The organism is Microcystis ichthyoblabe FBCC-A1114 (assembly GCF_050500245.1).
GTDB classification, from domain to species: Bacteria; Cyanobacteriota; Cyanobacteriia; order Cyanobacteriales; family Microcystaceae; genus Microcystis; species Microcystis ichthyoblabe_A.
In genome coordinates this window covers 447079-469146 of the sequence record NZ_CP191408.1, presented here as the reverse complement: position 1 = coordinate 469146, position 22068 = coordinate 447079, and the positions used below count along the sequence as shown (strand labels likewise).

Here is a 22068-nt window from a genome sequence, read left to right as displayed (position 1 = left end):
AAGGGTTTAGGAATTAGGATTGTCAACTTGTATTTCCACTTGTACTTGCAAATTAGTTAAGCTGGCTACCCGTTGACTATCTTGAGAATTGAGACGAATTTTGACTTCTATGACTCGGCGATCTAGATTTTCTCCTGGTTGACTACTAAAGACATTTTGCCGATTTACTTGTAAACCAATTTGAGAGACAGTACCCTTTAATTTACCCGAAAAAGCTTGGCTAGTAATGACAGCTTGTTGTCCCAGTTTCACTTTATCAATATCAGTTTGATACACCTCTGCTACAGCCACCATATCATTTGTTTGTGCTAGTTCTAGCAAACCAGAATCACCAATTTTTTCGCCAACTCGCGTATGAATTTTGAGAATTTGTCCGTTAATAGGACTCTTGATATAAACTTGATTTAAGTTCGTTTGTGCTTGTTGTAAATTAGCCACAGCATTATCAACTTCTGCTTGCGCTATTTGTAGATCAACTGGACGAACTTCAGCCACTTGATTAAGGGTAGCTTTTGCTTGTTGAATTTGCTGTATTCCTGTTGCCTTAGTACGCTCTAAGTTAGCTTGAGCTTCGGCGATCTGTTCTTGATAAGTGGTAATAATACGTTGTAGATCTGCTTGCGCTTCTTTGAGACTTTCTTGCAGGGTTTTTTGATTGAGACACTTACTATCATAATCAGAACTAGATACGACTCCATCTTGATATAACATCTGATAACGTTGACATTCAGTTTTAGCATTTTCTAGTTCTGCTTGTAAACGGGCAATTGTCGCTTTTTGTGTGGCTTTTTCTCCCTGTAACTGTGCTTGTAGTTTGGCTATAGTTGCCTTTTGCTCTCTAGTTTGTCCCTCTAAATCAGCTTTAGCCTTTTCTACCGTCGCTTTTTGAGCATTAATCTCTCCAACCTTTGCCCCTGCTTTAACTTGAGCTAGACGCGCTTGAACTACTTTTAACTGTTCTTGATTTTGTTTAACTACTGATTGTAAACGGTTACGAGAATCTAAAATCGCAATTATTTGTCCTGTGACTATTTTATCTCCTTCTTTAACTAATAATTGTTCTACGCGATCGCCATCTAAAGGCAAGGGAGCATCTAGACGGATAACTTCACTTTCCGGTTCTAATCTTCCTAATGCTGCTACTTTAGTAATGGGGGGCGTTGTTGCTTTTGATTCAGAGGGCGATGAATTATTCCATCTGAGGGGGAAAACTTGATAAACTACCCCCACACTGGTGATAGTTGTAGCAGCAATAGCAATGGCTAAAATCCAGCGTAAAGGATGAGAATGCTTGGATAATGAATCATTTTTCATAGCTATTTCTTCCGTTTTGTTTTTGCTCTAGATAACTGGTAATCATGTTTTTGAGTAAGATACCCTGCTCAGAAAAAGATATGGTTTCTCCCTCAAATAGTCTTACCAAAAGTAAACCGTGAAGTAGGTTGACAACTAAATTAACAACTGTTTGATCTTCTAAGTGTAAATAATCTCTAATAACCTCTCGAACTTTTTTGTTAGCTTGTTTTAAAATCTCATTTTCAAAAAACTCTTGAGGCTCTTTTGTTCGATAAAAATCAATCCAAATTAGAATTTGTTGACAAAAGTAATCTTTATTGTGGTCTACAAATTCCATCAGTGTAGCTATTCGCTCTGACAAAGCACCAGTATCTTTCGTCGCAGATTGAAAGTTAAGAGTATCTTCCTGTGTTTGCTCTAAAACCAACTGTAAGAATAAAGCTTCCTTGCTCGGAAAGTAGTGGTAAAGTGTGCCGGTTGAAACTCCAAGCTCTTGAGCAATTTGGCGCATGGTGACAGTGGCATAACCTTTTTGTGCGAACAGGTTAAAGCTCTTGCTCAATAGTTCCTTACGGTATTGCTGGTGATCTACGACTTTGGGCATACTTCGGCTTCCTCAACTACTGATTTAATTATACCATACATCCGTTATAAATAAACTCATCAGTTATAAGGCTTTGAGCAAACATAATGTACTTATAACTGTCCTAGTCCGAGTGCCAAACAAAAAACACCAAGAGCAAGCAAAGATAAACTGAGTAGGATATTTAATCGGATATAGATCCAGTTTTTTCGTCGACTCAGCCAAATTTTTAATCGTCTTTCTTGCCAAATAGCTGCAAAATTTAAAGCGATAATAGGCAAGGTATAAATCGTAGCATAAAGACCTAAGTAAAATGGTAAAAACACGAAAGGAGTTGCTAGTTTTCTGATTTCAATAATAGCCAGAATCAGTAGGAATGCTCCTGGTGTCTCCGCGAGGGTTGTCGCGCTACCAAAAGCCAAGAATTTGAGTCGATTTGCGTAATCTAAGGGGGGGAGAGAGTCCCACCTCCTTAGATTTGGAATTTCCTTTCTATGACACCAGCGATATAATCCATAAGCACTGACCATCCCTCCAACAAGAATTAACAGCCAGCCCCAGTTAACAGAAGATAGGTGTTGTCTCGATATTATCTCTTGCAGTTCACTTAATCCGAAGTAAAAAACGAATGATTGAACCAAAGTAGTCAAGAAAATACCATAGACGTAAGCCGAAACTCCCCCAGTCCCCCGATACAAAAATATCAGGATAGCGATGGCAATAGGGGTGGGATTGATGCTATCAATAAAAGCCAGCCACAAAATGGTCAAGGTAAGCATTGGATTAAGACTAGAAATAGGATTGTAGTGTCCCTCGACGACGGATATCCAAGGTAGCGCAGTGGAAAGAGCCACCGAAAGGCGCGTAATTCATGAAAGGGCAGGGAATTGGCTCAAATCCATGATCTTTGAGAAATCGAATCATCGTTTCTTGATGTTTTTCAATGATTACCCTTTTTTCATCAAGCATTAATACATTCATGCTAATCCATAAACTACACATACTAGCATTGGCATTGAAAAAACCTCCTGTGACAATATCGGGTTTAGGAGCAATGAGAATATCCCAAGATTTAAAAATGTCTGGGATTTTAGCAACATCAATATAATCTGGGTTCACTAATAACTTTCCAGGAGCCAGAGGCATGAAACTAGAATCAATGTGCATTGGTTGTCGGCATTTACTTTCGACTCTATGAATATTAAATTTATCCCCAACATGGCGTTCTAGCCATTGAATTCCCATCTCATTTGTCACGTTACTTCTCGTAACAAAAATGTCCTTACCACAGCGAATAAAATCCGCCGCATCAAAGACAGGTTCGCATTCCGTGATTACGTAGCGAATCGGTTCCCCTTCTTGAGGTATCTGATAGTTGCGATCATAGAGTCGATCGGTTAACTTGGGTTTAGGTGCGGCAGTCCATCGTGCACCTTTTTGAAAATATTCAATTAATAATGTTTGGTAAGCGTGGAGTTCAAAATATCGAGAACGCCATGCCATCGGGGTTTCAATAATTTCGTCTCCCAATACTAACAAACCATCTCGCGGACAGGCAGTACATAACCCTTTTGATTTCCAATCAGGGGTTTTGTAGGTCACGCTAAAATCCATAACATCGGGACGACGGACGGTAACTCCTTCAGATTCTAAAATATGGATGAAATGTTCTAAATCCTTACTGGCTTCTTCTATTAAAAATTTTGGATAACGTCGGCTACCAAATAACATCAATATTTTTGATAAACTTTGAGGAATTGTGGCGTTAACACTAAGATGATTCGGGGGAAACATCGCATTATCCAAACTTCCAACGATTACCTCTTCTAAAGGATCCCATTCATTATAAGAGTTGACAGTGGCGTTAAGAGTTGAGCATTTTTCTGCTTGTAAATTATTGGCAATCATCATTTTTCTCCTTTTTGTTTTGTGAATCGGGTAAGTTACCCTTTTTTTCCAGTTTTGTGATGGTAACTTAATTGACAGAAGTTGGATATTGTCGGCTTTAAAATTGATAGTGATCTCGGGTTTTTTTGAGAGCTTCAACAAACAGATTAATATCCTCATCAGTATGCTTATTATTGATCATTAATCGGATTAAAGCTTTGCCACGTTCTACGGCAGGATAACGGAATATAGGAATACAATACCCCATTTCCAGTAAATCTCGTCGTACTTGTTCAGCTACTTCATCCTCACCAATAATAATTGAAGTAATATAGGATGGTGTATCATTAAGATGAAAACCTAAATCAATTAAATTTTCTCGCAGTTGTAAACAACGCTTGAGATAATTATCCATGATCTCCGGATGACTTTCCAAGTAGTTGATAATTTCCAGATTAGTCGCTGCTGTTGCTGGCTGCATTGTAGCCGTGAATAATGAAGTCCCTGAAAGAATCTCAAAAGATTTAACAAATTCTTCGGGTCCACTGATTGCTCCGCCTTCAATTCCCACTGCTTTAGAAAAAGAAACCATAATAAAAGTGGCTCTCTTTAAAGTTTGATATTCCTTATAAAAAGGTCGATTAGGATTACCATAAATCATAAATCCATTGGCATCATCAACATAAGATAAAGCCCCATAACGTTCACATATATCAAGTAATTGATCCACAGGGGCAATGCTTCCATCCGAAGAATATACCGTTTCAAAAACCACAACAATTTTAGGGGATTGAATCGTTTTTAAAACTTGTTCAAGGGAGGAAGGATCATTATGTTTGAAAGCGAAAACCTGAGAACCAAATTTTAGTCCAGATAGGGGATTCCATAAACTCCAGTGACAATCTCGATCCAATACAAAGACCACATCATGGTTATCTATTGTTACCGTTTCATCAAATCCAAAAGAACTGGTCATGGCATTCATAAAACCGATGTTAGCTAAAGCCCCAGTTCCAAAAGTTAAGGTATATTCTTTTTGCCATATTTCGTTCATCTTTTGTTCAAGTAAAATATGAGGACGGCAAACTCCTTGAGTAAGACGAGAACCCCCAGTGGCTAATCCATATTGACGGGTATTTTCACAAAACATATCAATGAAATGCTGTTCTTGTTGTAATCCCAGAAAATTAATCCCTGATAAGTTAATCAGTTCTCGTCCATCCCGTTTAATATGAGAGCCACTCATCCCATCCATAACCGGAATCCCTCCATAAAGAAATCCGCTGGCTTCAGAGTCTTCAAGAAATTTTTTATTACCCCATACATGGGATTTTACCGATTTTTGTGAGGCTGATTTATCTCGGATGAGTTGGCTCAAAAGATGACGCTTTTGAGAGGAAGAAAGTTGATTTAGAGTATCAATATTTGTAGCCATGGTGAATTTGTCTCCTATTTAGATAACATCGAACTGAGTAGAGCATCAACATCTTCATCACTAAGTTGATCTATCTGTTTCAACATCAGTTCTGATGAATGGTCAAAATGAGTTGGTAAAGAGTTCTGGGAATTAGCTGATGGTTTATCAGAAGAAATTTGGTGAGTTTCTAGGATTTGCTCATTCAGAAGTAGGGCTAAACTGGTAACAGTAACACCCTCAATGAATTTCACTAGAGGAATTTCAACTTCCCAATCGGTATTTAACCGATTCTTCAATTCAACAGCCATCAAAGAGTCAAAACCTATATCTTGTAAAGGCTGCTCAATATTAATCTGAGAGAGTTCCAAACCGAAAATCTGCGCCACAGCATTTTTAAGATAATTTATGAGCCAATCAAGGCGTGAGTCAGGATTCAAGTTTTGCCATTGGCAGACCAGCGTATTTTGTTTTACTTGTGGCATTTTATCTCCCTGTTCTGGGGAGGAAGCTAATTCCTTGAATAAGGGAGGTTTCGCTCCTTTATGACTATTAAGAAACTTAGACCAGTTGACAGGCATAACCGCGACTTGTCCGGCATTTTGCCCTAATAGTTCCTCTAATATTTGTAATCCTTGTTGGGGTGAAATCATATCCAGTCCCTGAGTAGCAAAACGGTCTTGTGAATAACTATCAAGACGGGTAGCCATTCCCCCTTCAGACCAAGGACCCCAGTTAATACTTAATCCGGGTAGTTCTAAACTCCGGCGATAGTGAGCTATAGCATCCATGAACGCATTAGCTGCGGCATAGTTACCTTGACCCGGTGAACCCATTAATGAGGCTATGGACGAGAAACAGACAAAGAAATCTAAAGGTAGATCCCAACTAAAACAATGTAGATTCCATGTTCCTGTTATTTTGGGAGCCATAACACGGGTACAACGTGGCCAATCTAGTTGTGATAAGAGTCCATCATCTAACACTCCTGCTGCATGAACAATTCCACGCATAACGGGTAAGGATGCTGTAATTTTCTGGAATAATTTTTGAACATCCTCTTGTTTAGAAACATCCGCCTTGATGATAACTACCTCAGTTCCTGCCTGTTTCCATTGTTCAATCAATGTGATAGCTTCTGTATTTGGTTCACTTCGTCCGGTGAGAACTAAGTATTTAGCACCTTGAGAAACCATCCAATCAGCTACTTTTAACCCTAATGCTCCTAAACCTCCCGTAATTAAATAACTGCTATCAGAACGGATTGTTTGCGCTTGTTCTAAAACTGGCAGAGAAATCACAACTTTACCGATATGTTTGGCCTGTGCCATATATCGAAATGCTTCTACTACTTGCACGATGGGGAACACTTTGTAAGGTAAAGGTTTGAGAGTTTGTTGTTGAAAATGTTCCATCAATTGATTGAGCATTTGTGTGATTAAGTTCGGGTCTTTTTCGGCTAGTTCTAATAGATCAAAGGGATGATAAGAAGCTTCGGGGCATTTTTGCAAGACTTGGTTTTCATCCCAAATCCCAATTTTGCCAATTTCAATAAATCGCCCTTTTGTGTTTAATACGTCAAGACTCTTGGGAATAAATTCACCATTTAAGCTGTTGAAAACGATGTCAACCCCTTTATTTTGGGTAAGAGATAGGATCTGATCAGCAAAATCTAGGGTGCGGGAGTTCATTACTTGTTCTACCCCTATAGATTTCAGGAATTGAGACTTACTCCCACTAGCAGTGGCGAAAATCTCTGCTTTTACCTGTTGAGCGAGTTGAACGGCGGCCTGTCCTACCCCACCGGCGGCGGCATGGATTAACACGCGATCGCCCGCTTGAATTTTGGCTTGATGATGTAATCCGTAGTAAGCTGTCAAGAAGGCGATAGGAAGAGTAGCAGCTTCTTCAAAAGTCATATTAACGGGTTTAGTTGCTACAAAAGCAGCGTTTACGGTGACAAAACTGCTCAAACTACCTACGGCCATAGCGGCAATGACTTCATCCCCAACCTTGAAATGAGAAACTTTTTCCCCTACTGCGACGATTTTACCAGCACATTCTCCACCAAAGGGGATCTCAGTAGCAGAAGAAATCCCTAACTGTTGGGTATATTCTTTCAGAAGTCCTAGCGCGTTAAGAACATCTCGGAAGTTAAGTCCAGCCGCATAGACCTGTATCTCTACCTCAAGTGGCCCTGGTTGGCGACGTTCAAGGGGTTCTAGGGTCAGATTTTCTAAGATCCCATAGTTTGATATTTTAACTTGGAATGGTTTAGTTCCCAGTTGATTCTCAACATTTAGGGATTGAGCGCTATGTCGCACCAGTCGAGAAACATGACGGATTTCTTGACGATAAATAACCTGATTTTCGCTGTCAGGAGCTAATATTTCCGCTAAAAGTAGGGATTGGTTAGGATTTGATGATGCTTCTAGATCCACACATACACATTGTAATTCTGGATGTTCTAGGGCGATCGTTCGGCCAAGTCCCCATAAAGGCGCTTGTTCAATAGCTAAGGATGTGTCTGAGGGATCTAAAGTTTGTGCACCTTGAGTAACTAACCACAGACGGGGTAAATTTGTACCTCGTTTTTGAGTTAAAGCTTGAACTAGAGACAAGACACTACCACAGCCTATTTCTTGCGCCTTTTGTAAGGCTTCTAGAGATAAATCTGTAGATGAATTATTCTCACAACTCCATAAATGAACTATTCCTTTTAAGGGAGGTTTATTTTCTAAGCTCTCTTGGAAAAGTTTGGTAAAATCATCGGTAACAAGAGGATTAACTGTATAACTTTCTGGGTTTAGCTTTTGATAGTGAGAGCCAACAGAAACGAGAATACAATATTCACCTAATTGTGTTAGTTGATTAGCTAAAGATGAACCCATTCCATCACCCTTGGTAAACAGTAACCAAGTGCCAAGATTTTCTGCTCCGGTTAAAGGTAAGTTCAAATCACGGTTTTGTGGTCGCCAGACTATTTCATATAACCAGTTTTCTGTCTCCTCTTTTTGCACAACTTGCCCCAGTTTTTGAGAACTAATACGCTTAACTGATAATCCTTGAATTTCGGCAAGCAGTACCCCACTGTCATCAAATAAATCCACATCTGCGGTGATGGTTTGGGAAGGCTCAGAAGAGTCTTGATTTAACTTAACTCTACTCCATAGATGAAGGGGTACAGAACCATAGACTTGATATTGCTTTAAACCCACAGGTAGGTAAGCATCGCCAGAGTCTTCTCTTGATAAAGCCGCCCCTAATACTTGTAAACTAGCATCCAGTAAAACGGGATGTAATTTGTAGTTACAAGCTTCATTAACTAAGGATTCTGGTAACTGAATCTGTCCGAGAGCCATTCCTTCATACTGCCACAGGTCTGTAATGGCTTGAAAACTTGCTCCGTAGTCCATTCCTCGTTGTTGTAATTGTTGATAATAATCTTCAACATTTACGGATTCAAGAGAATCAATTGATAAGTTTTCTAAGTTGACTGGACTGGGTTGAGTAATATCTGTTACTTTGATAATTTTACCCAAAGTATGAAGTGTCCAAGAATCGCCAACAGGATTAAGACTAAAGATTTCAAAGGTATAAGTCTGGGAATCTTGAGGAGTCAGAATTAACTCGATGTCTTTGACTTGATTACCCTCGAAAAATAAGGGATGCTCAATCTTCACATCTTCTAGGCTGATTGAGTCGGATTTAAAAACATTGATCCCAGCGACAAGAGCCATTTCTAAGTAAGCAGTAGCAGGGAAAATAGTGGTTGCTTGAATCTGATGGTGTTGAATATAATTGGGACAATCTTGACTGATTTGAGATTCAAAGATAATTGGTTTTAGTGGCAAATGTAACCGTTTTCCTATTAAAGGATGAAGATGTCCATTGCCATTGCTAGAGTATAACTCAAATTGCTGAGTACCCTGAGGATTGTTGTGAGAAATATGTCCTTTACCATTGGTTGACTCAACTCTTGTAGTGGAGCAGTCGGACAATATACTGCCATGGCAATACAATTGTCGGCTAAATTGATAAGTTGGCAGACTCAAACGATGATAGGAATAATCTTTTGAAAATCCAGTCCAATTTACAGGTGTTCCTTTAACATATAATTCTGCCAAACTTTGTAACATTTGTTGCCAATCTGATTTTCTAGATCGCAAACTTGGCAACCATACTCCCTTGCCTTCTGGAATACAATGACTTCCCATTCCTATTAAAATGGGTTGGGGACCAATTTCTAGATAAACCTCATAACCGTGGCTCGCTAGTGTATTCATTCCTGCGGCAAACTCTACGGTCTGGCGAATATGATTTACCCAATAAGAAGGCGTAGCTATTTCGGCTGTCGCTATTTTACCAGTGACATTAGAAATTAAGCTAATATTTGGTTTTGAGTAGGTGATTTCTCGGGCAATTTTGGCAAACTCGGTCAATATTGGCTCCATCAAAGGTGAGTGAAAAGCATGAGAAACTTGTAAGGTTTTTGTCTTCACCCATTCGGTATCTAAATTAGCGACTACTGCATCAACGGTTTGACTGTCCCCAGAAATAACAATGCTAGATGGCCCATTAATAGCAGCGATAGAAACCTGTTTTTCATAAGAAATAATGGCACGTCTGACAGTTTCTTCGTCGGCAGTAACTGCTACCATTTTACCGTTAGACGGTAATGCTTGCATTAAACGACCTCGATAAGCGATGAGTTTTAACCCATCTTCAAGACTGAACACCCCGGCAATACAAGCGGCCACATATTCTCCTACACTATGACCCATAACTGCACTAGGTTCAATACCCCAAGATTTCCATAATTGAGCGAGTGCGTATTCTATGGCAAATAAGGCGGGTTGGGTGTAAGCTGTTTCATCTATGGGTGAGTTCTCTCCCTCTTGAGGATAGAGAATAGATAGCAAAGGTTTGTCTAAATAGATACTAAGAATCTCTTGACAGTGTTCAAGGGTTCTACGGAAAGTAGGTTGAGTCTCATAAAGTTCCCGGGCCATATTGATATATTGTGACCCCTGACCTGTAAAAAGAAACGCAATTTTCTGGTGCTTCTGGTGCGATAGTTCACCGGTCAAAATTCCCCCAGCTTCTTTGCCCTCAATAATAGCCTCTAACTGGGATTGTAATTGAGTTAAAGACTCAGTTTGAATAGCTAAACAATGATGAAAATGCGAGCGCCCCACATCAGCACTAAAGCAAAAGTCTTGTAAGTTGATTTGCGGATTTGCTTGAAGATAATTGTGATAACTTGATACTAATTCTCGCAAAGATGACTTAGTTTTAGCGGTAATAGTCAAGATAGCAAGAGATGGTTTATTTTGCTCTTGCTCCAAGGTTTCTGGAACAAATTCTTCTAAAATAACATGAGCATTAGTGCCACCAAAACCAAAAGAAGATACCCCAGCTAATCGCCCTTTTTTACCCTTTTTCCAAGGCTGTAATTGAGTAGGAATAGATAAGGAAGTTCCTTCTAGAGAAATATAAGGATTGAGTTTTTGCAAATGAAGGTGAGGAGGAATTTCACGATTTTGTAAAGCGAGGCAAACTTTAATCAGTGCGGCAATTCCTGCGGCTGCTTCGAGATGACCAATATTAGTTTTTACAGAGCCGATCCAACAGGGCTGATCTAATTGACGATCCTCCATTAATACTTCTTTGAGAGCATTAAGCTCAATCGGATCCCCTAAAGATGTACCTGTACCATGAGCTTCCACGTAGCTAATATCTTTGGCGCTTACCTGAGCTTTGGCTAAGGCTTTTTTAATAACAGCTTGTTGAGCTTGTTTATTGGGTGCAGTTAGTCCATTACTGTGACCATCTTGGTTAACTGCTGAACCGCGAATAATTGCATAAATGCGATCGCCGTCTTGAATAGCCTTCTCTAGGCGTTTGAGGATAACCACCCCACAACCTTCGCCCCTTACATAGCCATTAGCACGTTCATCAAAGGTTTTACAGCGACCATCAGCGGCTAACATCCCTGCTTTTGAGAAATTAATAGTTAATTGGGGAGATAGCAGCAAATTTACCCCGGCTGCTAATGCGAGATGACATTCCCCATCTGTTAAGCTCTTACAAGCTTCGTGGACAGCAACTAACGAGGAAGAACAGGCCGTATCTATAGCTAAACTAGGCCCATGGAAATCTAGAAAATAAGATAAACGATTAGCCGCCACACAAAAAGCGTTACCCGTGCCATAGTAAGTGCCTATAGACTCATTATCTTTAGATAACAAGCGAGCATGATCATCACTACTGATGCCAACAAATACACCTGTTTGACTCCCTGCTAAAGTTTCGGGGGCAATACAAGCATTTTCGAGAGCTTCCCAACTAACTTCTAAGAGAAGTCTTTGCTGGGGATCCATTTCCACTGCTTCCCGAGGTGAGATGCCAAAAAATTGAGGATCAAAATCATAAACATTATCTAAAAATCCACCATTTATGGGGTTTAAATTGCCCAGTTCTTGATGATTCCATCTTTGAGAAGATAATTCTGTTATTGCATCCCCTCCTTGGCGTAATAGTTGCCAGAATGCGTCTGGAGATTTAGCTTGAGGAAAACGACAGCCAATACCGATAATAGCGATCGGCTCATTTTGAGGTTGTGATGAGGTTTTTTGAGCGACTGTGGATGAAGTTGTAGCTAGAGCTTCAGAACTTAATCCATTTAGGGCTAAATAGTGAGCAACCGCATGAATGCTAGGATATTCATAAACCAGCATAGGAGATACACTTTTCCCCAGCCATTGCTCAAGCTCTCCCGAAAGACTTACTGCCGCTAAAGAACTCAGTCCATAACTTGCTAAGTCTTGTTGAATATCTATTTTTTCTGGTGCTATTTGCAAGATCTCTGCCACTTTTTTAATTAGCCACTCTTCAATTGATTCTTGAGTATCGGACACAATTTGATTCTGACTGACCTCAGAGAATTCTTCAACAACCTGATAACTTTTGACTTGTTTTAGCAGAGAGTTAATATCTGATTTAAGCTGCTTAAATCCATTCTTATGTTCAGGATTCTTACTCCAATCGCCAATCACATTAAGAGTTCCTGCTAGAAAACTAGCTCGGCAAGCTTGACGTTGAATCTTGCCACTAGATGTCTTGGGAATACTTGCTGTTTTCAGCAGTGCCACGGCATAAACATCTAGTTGATGTTCTTCGGCAACAGAGCGAATAATTTGCTCAATTACCGCTGGTGAGTCTAATTTACGCAGATAGCTTCGTTCGACTTCTTGAACAACTACTAGCCTTTCTTGACCAGCAATTTCCACTGAAAATACTGCTCCACACCCTTGCCGCAATCCTGGGTGACTTTTTTCGACGGTGGATTCAATATCTTGAGGATAATGATTACGTCCCTGAACAATAATTAAATCCTTGAGTCTTCCTGTGATAAATAACTCACCAGCCAGTAAAAATCCTAAATCTCCTGTCCGCAGAAATGGTCTAACCTGGGTATCAGCTAAATAAGCTTTGAAAGTTTCTGCTGTCTGTTCGGGTCGATTCCAATAACCCTGAGCTACACTGTCACTAGATACCCAAATTTCTCCTATTTCCCCATCTCGACATTCAGTTAAAGATTCAGGATTTACAATTACAATTTTTTCTGATAACCAAGCGTGACCACAACCAACTAATAATTGAGCATTCGGGTGTTGAGAGTTAATAGTAACGGCACTATTTTCTAAAAGAGCTAATTTATCAACTGCTTCAATCACAGGAGATTGGCTTTTAATTCCCCCCGATACAAATAGAGTAGTTTCAGCCATCCCATAACAAGGATAAAATGCCTCTCTCTTAAAACCATAATCAGCGAAAGTATTAGCAAATTTTTCTAAGGTAGCCGCTCGAACAGGTTCGGCCCCAGTAAAAGCTACATCCCAACAACTTAAATCCAGATTTTCTCGCTCTTGAGGTTTAATTTTATCAGCACATAATTCGTAAGCAAAATTAGGACCGCCACTACTGGTAGCGTTGTAGCGAGAAATAGCCTGTAACCATCGGAGCGGTTTTTGGATAAATGCTTCTGGGGGCATAATCACACAAGGAAATCCGACGTACACTGGTTGTAATACGTTACCAATTAGTCCCATATCATGGAATAGTGGCAACCATCCTACACCAATAGTTTCGCTTGTATGTCCAAAGGCAGAAGCAATCAGTTTTTCATTATAAAGTAAATTTTTATGACTAACCATAACTCCCTTAGGCATACCTGTGGAACCAGAAGTATATTGTAGGAAAGCTATGTCCTCTAAAGAAAGATTCGGTTTTTGCCAGTTTTCTGCTTGCTTATCCGGGATGTTATTAGTAGCTAGGCAAGGTACTGTTATTAACTCAGGGTCACTCGAAAATTTTTCCTCAATAGTATTTAATAAGGATGTAGTAGTTAAGGCCAGTTTGGCTTGGGCATCTTTAGTTATTGCTTGTAGTCGAGAGAGCTTTTGATTACGTCGGGGAGGATAAACGGGAACGGCAATAACACCCGCGTATAAACAGGCAAAGAAAGCAATGATAAATTCTTCCTCCGATGGATAGAGCAATAAAGCTCTTTCTCCCGGAGACATTTGTAACTGAAGTTGAGCCGCCAAAGCTTTTGCTTTTTGCTCTAATTGCTGATAAGTCAGTCTGGCGGTTTCTGTTTCTCCATTAGCCAAAAAGATATAAGCTGTTTGCTCGGCTTGCTGCAATGCTCTATGGTTCAAGATATCTACAAAAGTAGAAATGTCCTGAAAAATTTCGCCTTTAGATTTTGATTCTACAGATAAACAAAGCATTTTTTCCTCTACAACTGATTTCTGAAGTTCTTTTAACATAAAACTAATTACAGGGCAATCGCACGCACTTCAACATAACCTGACAATTGAGAATGGCAAAAAGTTTTGCTGATACAGGGTTTTGGGTTTTGACCGAATATTTGCTTTAGTATTGCTTACGTCAGGTTTATGACTGTTTCGTTACAAAGCAAAAGTCTGAAACGTTTGCATGGTCAATGGTTGAGTCCAAGCTGTATCTGTCAAGAGGTCTTTTTATGCGATTACCCTATCCCTCCTCTGGGTTCACTTTACCTAAACTCAATAAAGACTGCTTACTGTTTTTTATTTTTACCGCTCCTATTTTTATCTTAGCGGCTTACCCTAAGTAAAAATACTCAGTTAAACAAAATTTAATTATTTAATTGTCAAGTCCAGTAGTAATTTTGTAACCGTTCAGGAGAGGTGTCAAGCCGCCAGTGGCATTGACTCTGTGGAAGGACTCTCTTGGGACAGCAGAGAAGGAGAAGCACTGCCTTTCTTTCCCAGGGGCGCGAATCGCTTCGGTCATAAGGTTCTAAGCACAATTAATTACACATCTGAGCCGTCAGCCGTCAGCTTTTTCAGTGATCAGTAAACAGTGATAATTAGGGTTTGCGGCAAAAAGTTTTTCTTGGGGGCAGGGTGTGGGGTGTGGGGTGTAGGGTTTTACCGATTTTCAGGTGGTCAACTACCTAATTTTCAGGGAAAAAGTACCTGAATTTTCCCCCTGATCACTCCCAGTCTGGTACTTTTTGATTGACAAAAAGTCTAAAAGTCTTACCCAACAAGGTTTTTAGATTTATTCAGCCAACCCTAATTACTGTATATGGAAATCGGCTGTCCCTTTGCCTGTATGCTAGAAAGAGGAGCTAATTCGTTATTGAGCGAGCTTTTTCGCAAGGATTGACAGTATGGGTAATATTCACGAGCAGTTATTAGAGGAATTAGCCGAAGTGGAGTGGAGTGACTTGATCCCCCATGCTCAAAGGGATGCGCTGATCCTGGTTTCCGATTCCCTCAATTTAATCGAAGTGGCAGAAGCGATCGCTGGTGATCAGGTTGCTCAAGTGCAGAATTGGATCGGGGAAAAACTACTAGAAAAACCGACACAAGAGCAGTTAAGTGATTGGAATTCCCATCCCGATAACCTTTTTAATACACTAATCGTGCAACCTTTTGTGTTAATTCAGAGCATAGCTTAGATAAAACCAAACCCCCCAATCTTGTCGGATTGAGGGGTAGGAAAGAATAATCCTGGCATCGAGCTATTGTCCCGGTCGGCAACCCGACAAGTATCTTGGCCACGGTGAAGTTTCACAACCGAGTTCGGGATGGAATCGGAGTGGTGCCATCACGTTAAAGACACCAGGAAGGGTAGAACCCTCAAGACTGCAAAAGCTAGGGAAAAAGTGGTGAAAGAAGAATCAGGTCAAGCCCTCGGTCGGTTAGTACTCCTCGACTGCACTCGTTACCGAGCTTCCATCTAGAGCCTATCAACGGGTAGTCTACCCGAGACCTTACTGGCTTAATGCCATGAGAGCAATCATCTGGAGGTGGGCTTCCCACTTAGATGCTTTCAGCGGTTATCCGCTCCGCACATGGCTACCCTGCGTTTACCGTTGGCACGATAACAGGTACACCAGCGGTGCGTCCTTCCCGGTCCTCTCGTACTAAGGAAGGCTCCTCGCAATGCTCTTACGCCTACACCGGATATGGACCGAACTGTCTCACGACGTTCTGAACCCAGCTCACGTACCGCTTTAATGGGCGAACAGCCCAACCCTTGGGACCGACTTCAGCCCCAGGTTGCGATGAGCCGACATCGAGGTGCCAAACCTCCCCGTCGATGTGAACTCTTGGGGGAGATCAGCCTGTTATCCCTAGAGTAACTTTTATCCGTTGAGCGACGGCCCTTCCACGCGGTGCCGTCGGATCACTAAAGCCGACTTTCGTCCCTGTTCGACTTGTGGGTCTCACAGTCAAGCTCCCTTCTGCTTTTGCACTCTATCGTCCCATTTCCAACGGGACCGAGGGAACCTTTGCGCGCCTCCGTTACCTTTTAGGAGGCGACCGCCCCAGTCAAACTGCCCACCTGAAACTGTCTCCCGCCCCGATTAGGGGTCAGGGTTAGAATTCTAGCCTCGCCAGAGTGGTATCTCACCGTTAGCTCCACCCTCCCCACGAGGAGAGTTTCAAAGCTTCCCACCTATCCTGCGCAAGCGAAGCCCGAAGCCAATTCCAGGCTACAGTAAAGCTTCATAGGGTCTTTCTGTCCAGGTGCAGGTAGTCCGTATCTTCACAGACAATCCTATTTCGCCGAGTCTCTCTCCGAGACAGTGCCCAGATCGTTACGCCTTTCGTGCGGGTCGGAACTTACCCGACAAGGAATTTCGCTACCTTAGGACCGTTATAGTTACGGCCGCCGTTCACCGGGGCTTCGGTCGTCAGCTTCAGATTACTCCTGACCAACTTCCTTAACCTTCCGGCACTGGGCAGGCGTCAGCCTCCATACTGCGTCTTACGACTTGGCGGAGACCTGTGTTTTTGGTAAACAGTCGCCTGGGCCTATTCACTGCGACCCTCTTGCGAGGGTACCCCTTCTCCCGAAGTTACGGGGTCATTTTGCCGAGTTCCTTAGAGAGAGTTATCTCGCGCCCCTTAGTATTCTCTACTTCCCCACCTGTGTCGGTTTCGGGTACAGGCAATTAATGATTAACGTGGTTCGGGCTTTTCTAGGAAGCTTGATCAACGCCACTTCCCTCCCGTGGGAGGTGGGACTCGCGTCTTAGCTCCTGGTGTTTTCGCCACCTCTCATCGCCTCGACTGCTTGCACTGGTAACCAACATCCAGCTGACGTTGACCTTCTCCGTTCTCCGGCACAATCATTAATCGGTACGGGAATGTTAACCCGTTGTCCATCGACTACGCTTTTCAGCCTCGCCTTAGGTCCTGACTGACCCTCCGCGGACGAGCCTTGCGGAGGAAACCTTGGGGTTTCGGGGTGTGGGATTCTCACCCACATTTTCGCTACTTAAGCCGACATTCTCACTTCTATAGAGTCCACAGCTGCTTGCCGCTACTGCTTCACCCCCTATAGAACGCTCCCCTACCACTACAATGTAGTCCACAGCTTCGGTAGATAACTTAGCCCCGTTCATTTTCGGCGCAGGAGCGCTTGACCAGTGAGCTATTACGCACTCTTTTAAGGGTTGCTGCTTCTAGGCAAACCTCCTGGTTGTCAATGCACTCCCACCTCCTTTCTCACTTAGTTATCATTTGGGGACCTTAGCTGGTGGTCTGGGCTGTTTCCCTCTTGACGATGAAGCTTATCCCCCACCGTCTCACTGGTAGTTTTTTTAGCCGTATTCAGAGTTTGCCTCGCCTTGGTACCGGTCTCCCAGCCCGCGGCGAAACAGTGCTTTACCCCGACTAAACTTCCACTACCGCTGCGCCTCAACACATTTCGGGGAGAACCAGCTAGCTCCGAGTTCGATTGGCATTTCACCCCTAACCACAGCTCATCCGCTAATTTTTCAACATTAGTCGGTTCGGACCTCCACTTGGTTTTACCCAAGCTTCATCCTGGCCATGGTTAGATCACCCGGGTTCGGGTCTACAAATTATGACGTTTCGCCCTATTCAGACTCGCTTTCGCTGGGGCTGTGGGGTCTTCCCCCTTCACCTGCCATAACCTGTAAGTCGCCGGCTCATTCTTCAACAGGCACACGGTCAGACGTTCAATCGTCCTCCCATTGCTTGTAGGCTAACGGTTTCATGTTCTATTTCACTCCCCTTCCGGGGTTCTTTTCACCTTTCCCTCGCGGTACTGTTTCTCTATCGGTCACACGGGAATATTTAGCCTTACCTCGTGGTCGAGGCAGATTCACACGGGATTTCACGTGCCCCATGCTACTCGGGATGCAGTTAAGCTGGTTCCTTTTTCGACTACAGGACTTTCACCTTCTCTGGTGCGGTTTTCAGCCGCTTCGTCTAAATTTCCCAGTCTTTTGTTACTGTCCCACGACCCCAAGTTCCGAAGAACTTGGTTTAGGCTGTTCCCTTTTCGCTCGCCGCTACTGGGGGAATCGCTGTTGCTTTCTTTTCCTCTGGCTACTAAGATGTTTCAGTTCACCAGGTTTGCTCGCTCCACCCTATGTATTCAGGTGGTCGTGTTTAGGGTTGCCCCATTCGGATATCTTCGGATCAGTGCTTGCTTCCCGCTCCCCGAAGCGTTTCGTCGGTAACTACGTCCTTCTTCGCTTCCGTGTGCCTAGGTATCCACCGTTAGCCCTTATTAGCTTGACCTTGCGGTCTTCTTTTTTGGCTTTTTCACCTAGCTCTATGCAGTTTTCAAGGTTCCTCTGGACTCTGAACTCAGAGCCAGCATTCTCTCTTACTATATAAGTAAGATAAGGTGCTGATTCCTCGCTTCTTTTCTTTCTTTTTGCCACCTGTGCAGGTGGGCCATCCTGGACTCGAACCAGGGACCTCACCCTTATCAGGGGTGCGCTCTAACCACCTGAGCTAATAGCCCTTGTTCCTGATTCAGGTCTTGTTTGAACCCAGAACCTAGTTTGAAAGCCACATGCCTCGTTCCGACCTTTTGGGATTGATTCTTGGTAGGGACTACTTTTTTTTCGTCTCCTACCTGAATTAGGTCTCCCTTTAAGGAGGTGATCCAGCCACACCTTCCGGTACGGCTACCTTGTTACGACTTCACCCCAGTCACTAGCCCTGCCTTAGGCATCCCCCTCCTTGCGGTTGAGGTAATGACTTCGGGCGTGACCAGCTTCCATGGTGTGACGGGCGGTGTGTACAAGGCCCGGGAACGAATTCACCGCCGTATGCTGACCGGCGATTACTAGCGATTCCTCCTTCATGCAGGCGAGTTGCAGCCTGCAATCTGAACTGAGGCCGGGTTTGCTGGGATTCGCTGGCTCTCGCGAGTTCGCTGCCCTTTGTCCCGACCATTGTAGTACGTGTGTCGCCCAAGACGTAAGGGGCATGCTGACTTGACGTCATCCCCACCTTCCTCCGGTTTGTCACCGGCAGTCTCCTTAGAGTCCCCAACTTAATGCTGGCAACTAAGAACGAGGGTTGCGCTCGTTGCGGGACTTAACCCAACATCTCACGACACGAGCTGACGACAGCCATGCACCACCTGTGTTCGCGCTCCCGAAGGCACCCCCAGCTTTCACCAGGGTTCGCGACATGTCAAGTCTTGGTAAGGTTCTTCGCGTTGCATCGAATTAAACCACATACTCCACCGCTTGTGCGGGCCCCCGTCAATTCCTTTGAGTTTCACACTTGCGTGCGTACTCCCCAGGCGGGATACTTAACGCGTTAGCTTCGGCACGGCTCGGGTCGATACAAGCCACGCCTAGTATCCATCGTTTACGGCTAGGACTACAGGGGTATCTAATCCCTTTCGCTCCCCTAGCTTTCGTCCCTGAGTGTCAGATACAGCCCAGTAGCACGCTTTCGCCACCGATGTTCTTCCCAATCTCTACGCATTTCACCGCTACACTGGGAATTCCTGCTACCCCTACTGCTCTCTAGTCTGCCAGTTTCCACCGCCTTTAGGTCGTTAAGCAACCTGATTTGACGGCAGACTTGGCTGACCACCTGCGGACGCTTTACGCCCAATAATTCCGGATAACGCTTGCCTCCCCCGTATTACCGCGGCTGCTGGCACGGAGTTAGCCGAGGCTGATTCCTCAAGTACCGTCAGAACTTCTTCCTTGAGAAAAGAGGTTTACAATCCAAAGACCTTCCTCCCTCACGCGGCGTTGCTCCGTCAGGCTTTCGCCCATTGCGGAAAATTCCCCACTGCTGCCTCCCGTAGGAGTCTGGGCCGTGTCTCAGTCCCAGTGTGGCTGCTCATCCTCTCAGACCAGCTACTGATCGTCGCCTTGGTAGGCCTTTACCCCACCAACTAGCTAATCAGACGCAAGCTCTTCTTCAGGCCAATTAGGTTTCACCTTTCGGCACATCGGGTATTAGCAGTCGTTTCCAACTGTTGTCCCCGTCCTGAAGTTAGATTCTTACGCGTTACTCACCCGTCCGCCACTAGAATCCGAAGATTCCCGTTCGACTTGCATGTGTTAGGCACGCCGCCAGCGTTCATCCTGAGCCAGGATCAAACTCTCCATGATGAATCGTTTGACTCTTTTGACTTTTTTTTGTCTCCCCCTTGCGGGTTTGACTTTTTTGTTATAGAATTGCTTCTAAACGAGGCTTTTTTTGCTTGGCTTTCAAACTATTGTTTTGTCTAGGTTCGAGCGTCGTTTGTTTCGCTTCGCTTTCGCTTTGCTTCAACCGCGCATTTACCAATGTATCTAACTTCCCCTGGTTTGTCAACCCCTTTTGGCAAAATTTTTTGATATTTTTTCTATCCCTTGCCACGTAAGCTTTTCAGCTATTTCCCCTTTTTCTGGTGGGTTGTTTTTGTCTAGTAATTTTGTTCTAATTAGCTCTCGATGGCGGTGACAGCGTTTCTCATAGGTGGGAACTGTTTAGGCATCAAATAGGGATGCAGTGGCTGAAATAACTGCTTAGTAAGGTTTTCAGCCCCGTAGTCGAACGAGAAGGTCAAACATTGAATGCCCCGAGCAAATCTCAGTCCAGGAACTCGGTTCGATCAGTTAGAATCAAAACATGGGAAAAAAATTATTTATTTTCGGGAACCTTTACTGACTTCTCCCGTCCTCAACCTCTGAGTGAGGAGCTTATACCCTTGAGGAAATCCCATGAGTCAATCGATTCCAGCATCTTGGTCACTTGAGGCCAAAAAGTCTCAAAACCCCGTGTCCCCTGACAAACTCTCCAACTACGATCTAATTGCACGCTGTCAGGAAGGGTGTCAGCCGGATCGGGCAGCTTTTGCGGAACTGCTGCGGCGCTATCAGGCTCATGTTGATAAATTACTCTATCATTTGGCTCCCGATTGGCAAGATCGCGCTGATTTGGCTCAAGAGGTCTGGATTCGCGTCTATCGCAATATTAACCGTCTCCATGAACCCCTCAAGTTCCGCGGTTGGTTAAGTCGCATTGCTACTAATCTTTTTTACGACGAATTGCGGAAACGCAAGCGGGTTAATCACCCCATTTCCCTCGATGCTCCCCGACGCGTGGAAGATGGCGAAATCGATTGGGATATCGAGTCCGATTACCCCAGTCCCGATGAACATCTCACCACCCACGAATTCTACGATCAATTACAAGCGGCGATCGCTGATTTGCCAGAAGCTTTTCGGACAACTATTATTCTCCGGGAAATTGAAGGTATGGCCTACGAAGAAATTGCCGAGATGACGGGAGTTTCTTTAGGAACTGTTAAATCTCGCATTGCTCGCGCTCGCGCTAAATTACAATCTGTTTTACAGCCCTATTTTACTGAAGGCTAAAGAATATTGTGGTGATTCGGCACTAACGGCCGAAGTGAGGAGTCGTTAAATTTAACTAGCTCCGTGCTGGTGAAAAGTGATTGCATACCGATCGCTTCTGGTCGAGGTCAACCATGAATAATTATCAACCCGAAGACGTTCAATGGATCAAGTCTTTGTTACGTCGCGATGACAGCGATTGCAACTCCGCAACCGAGGATATTTTATTCTCAGATGAGGATAACGAAGAAGCTCATCGTTTCGATTTAATTAGTGCCTATATTGATAACGAAGTAACGGTAGAGGAAAGGAAGCTAGTTCAGCATTGGTTGGACCATGATGCTGCTGCTAAAAAACTCTATCGGCAGCTCTTGGGATTACAAACTAATTTAAGGCAAATCCCCGTACCGGCTACTATGGCCAGCGACCGATTGGCAGAACAGGTGTTCAGAAAAGTCGATAGTCAGCGTCGTCGGCAATATTATGTTTATGGTGGCGCGATTTTCGCCGCTATGGCGATCGCTGTTGGCTCCTACTTCGTCTCGGGACGCAATGATCCCCTCTCCCAAATGGCGAGCAGTCCGAGCAGTATTAGCCAAGAGGGAGACCATTTGATGATTGCTCTCAACCATCCGATTATAGAGATTCCCGCAGCGGAACAACCAAAAGAGAATGGTCAAAGGTAAG

The 22068-nt window shown here is 43.4% G+C and carries 9 protein-coding genes, 1 tRNA gene and 3 rRNA genes; 3 read left to right on the top strand and 10 right to left on the bottom strand.

Features of this window, described 5'->3' with window-relative positions:
* Positions 1–6 precede the first annotated feature (6 nt).
* From ACQY1Y_RS02210 to ACQY1Y_RS02185, 6 genes are all read right to left on the bottom strand, one after another.
* Positions 7–1314 (bottom strand): ABC exporter membrane fusion protein, encoded by a 1308-nt coding sequence (locus tag ACQY1Y_RS02210; protein WP_430013881.1) that lies wholly within the window; start codon positions 1312–1314, stop codon positions 7–9.
* Positions 1304–1900: a TetR/AcrR family transcriptional regulator gene (locus tag ACQY1Y_RS02205; RefSeq protein ID WP_430013880.1), complete on the bottom strand. Its 597-nt coding sequence runs from the start codon at positions 1898–1900 to the stop codon at positions 1304–1306. Before ACQY1Y_RS02205 ends, ACQY1Y_RS02210 begins: the two co-directional genes overlap by 11 nt.
* 92 nt (positions 1901–1992) lie before the next feature.
* Positions 1993–2658 (bottom strand): GAP family protein, encoded by a 666-nt coding sequence (locus ACQY1Y_RS02200; RefSeq protein WP_430013879.1) that lies wholly within the window; start codon positions 2656–2658, stop codon positions 1993–1995.
* 10 nt (positions 2659–2668) lie between these two features.
* Positions 2669–3787 (bottom strand): amidinotransferase, encoded by a 1119-nt coding sequence (locus ACQY1Y_RS02195; protein ID WP_430013878.1) that lies wholly within the window; start codon positions 3785–3787, stop codon positions 2669–2671.
* 97 nt (positions 3788–3884) lie between these two features.
* Complete coding sequence (locus ACQY1Y_RS02190) at positions 3885–5201, bottom strand: aminotransferase class I/II-fold pyridoxal phosphate-dependent enzyme (protein WP_016517172.1); 1317 nt, start codon at positions 5199–5201, stop codon at positions 3885–3887.
* A 14-nt stretch (positions 5202–5215) separates the two neighbouring features.
* Positions 5216–14017: an SDR family NAD(P)-dependent oxidoreductase gene (locus ACQY1Y_RS02185; protein WP_430013877.1), complete on the bottom strand. Its 8802-nt coding sequence runs from the start codon at positions 14015–14017 to the stop codon at positions 5216–5218.
* An 890-nt stretch (positions 14018–14907) separates the two neighbouring features.
* Between ACQY1Y_RS02185 and ACQY1Y_RS02180 the strand changes: the two genes are divergently transcribed.
* The gene (locus ACQY1Y_RS02180) at positions 14908–15198 is read left to right on the top strand and encodes a DUF2288 domain-containing protein (protein WP_002775585.1); all 291 of its coding nucleotides are present in this window, start codon (positions 14908–14910) and stop codon (positions 15196–15198) included.
* 50 nt (positions 15199–15248) lie between these two features.
* Here the strand turns inward: ACQY1Y_RS02180 and rrf are convergent.
* The 4 genes from rrf to ACQY1Y_RS02160 all read right to left on the bottom strand — a co-directional run bounded on the left by rrf (position 15249) and on the right by ACQY1Y_RS02160 (position 20151).
* Positions 15249–15366, bottom strand: a 5S ribosomal RNA gene (gene rrf / locus ACQY1Y_RS02175).
* 55 nt (positions 15367–15421) lie between these two features.
* Positions 15422–18301, bottom strand: a 23S ribosomal RNA gene (locus tag ACQY1Y_RS02170).
* Positions 18302–18456: 155 nt separating this feature from the next.
* Positions 18457–18530: transfer RNA gene (locus ACQY1Y_RS02165), tRNA-Ile, on the bottom strand.
* Positions 18531–18662: 132 nt separating this feature from the next.
* Positions 18663–20151 (bottom strand): 16S ribosomal RNA (locus tag ACQY1Y_RS02160).
* Together the 16S, 23S and 5S rRNA genes with 1 tRNA gene alongside form the textbook arrangement of a ribosomal RNA operon.
* Before the next feature lie 594 nt (positions 20152–20745).
* On the opposite strand from ACQY1Y_RS02160, the gene ACQY1Y_RS02155 reads away from it, so the two are divergent.
* Positions 20746–21402 carry a sigma-70 family RNA polymerase sigma factor gene (locus tag ACQY1Y_RS02155; protein WP_002735181.1) on the top strand — a complete coding sequence of 219 codons (657 nt, stop codon included), beginning with the start codon at positions 20746–20748 and terminating at the stop codon, positions 21400–21402.
* Positions 21403–21515: 113 nt separating this feature from the next.
* The gene (locus tag ACQY1Y_RS02150) at positions 21516–22067 is read left to right on the top strand and encodes an anti-sigma factor family protein (RefSeq protein ID WP_430013876.1); all 552 of its coding nucleotides are present in this window, start codon (positions 21516–21518) and stop codon (positions 22065–22067) included.
* The last annotated feature ends 1 nt before the right edge of the window (position 22068 follow it).

Coding starts and splice junctions, on each gene's coding strand:
- ACQY1Y_RS02210 (WP_430013881.1), bottom strand. CDS start 1,314: ATGAAAAATGATTCATTATCCAAGCATTCTCATCCTTTACGCTGGATT.
- ACQY1Y_RS02205 (WP_430013880.1), bottom strand. CDS start 1,900: ATGCCCAAAGTCGTAGATCACCAGCAATACCGTAAGGAACTATTGAGC.
- ACQY1Y_RS02180 (WP_002775585.1), top strand. CDS start 14,908: ATGGGTAATATTCACGAGCAGTTATTAGAGGAATTAGCCGAAGTGGAG.
- ACQY1Y_RS02150 (WP_430013876.1), top strand. CDS start 21,516: ATGAATAATTATCAACCCGAAGACGTTCAATGGATCAAGTCTTTGTTA.
- ACQY1Y_RS02195 (WP_430013878.1), bottom strand. CDS start 3,787: ATGATTGCCAATAATTTACAAGCAGAAAAATGCTCAACTCTTAACGCC.
- ACQY1Y_RS02190 (WP_016517172.1), bottom strand. CDS start 5,201: ATGGCTACAAATATTGATACTCTAAATCAACTTTCTTCCTCTCAAAAG.
- ACQY1Y_RS02155 (WP_002735181.1), top strand. CDS start 20,746: ATGAGTCAATCGATTCCAGCATCTTGGTCACTTGAGGCCAAAAAGTCT.
- ACQY1Y_RS02185 (WP_430013877.1), bottom strand. CDS start 14,017: ATGTTAAAAGAACTTCAGAAATCAGTTGTAGAGGAAAAAATGCTTTGT.
- ACQY1Y_RS02200 (WP_430013879.1), bottom strand. CDS start 2,658: ATGCTTACCTTGACCATTTTGTGGCTGGCTTTTATTGATAGCATCAAT.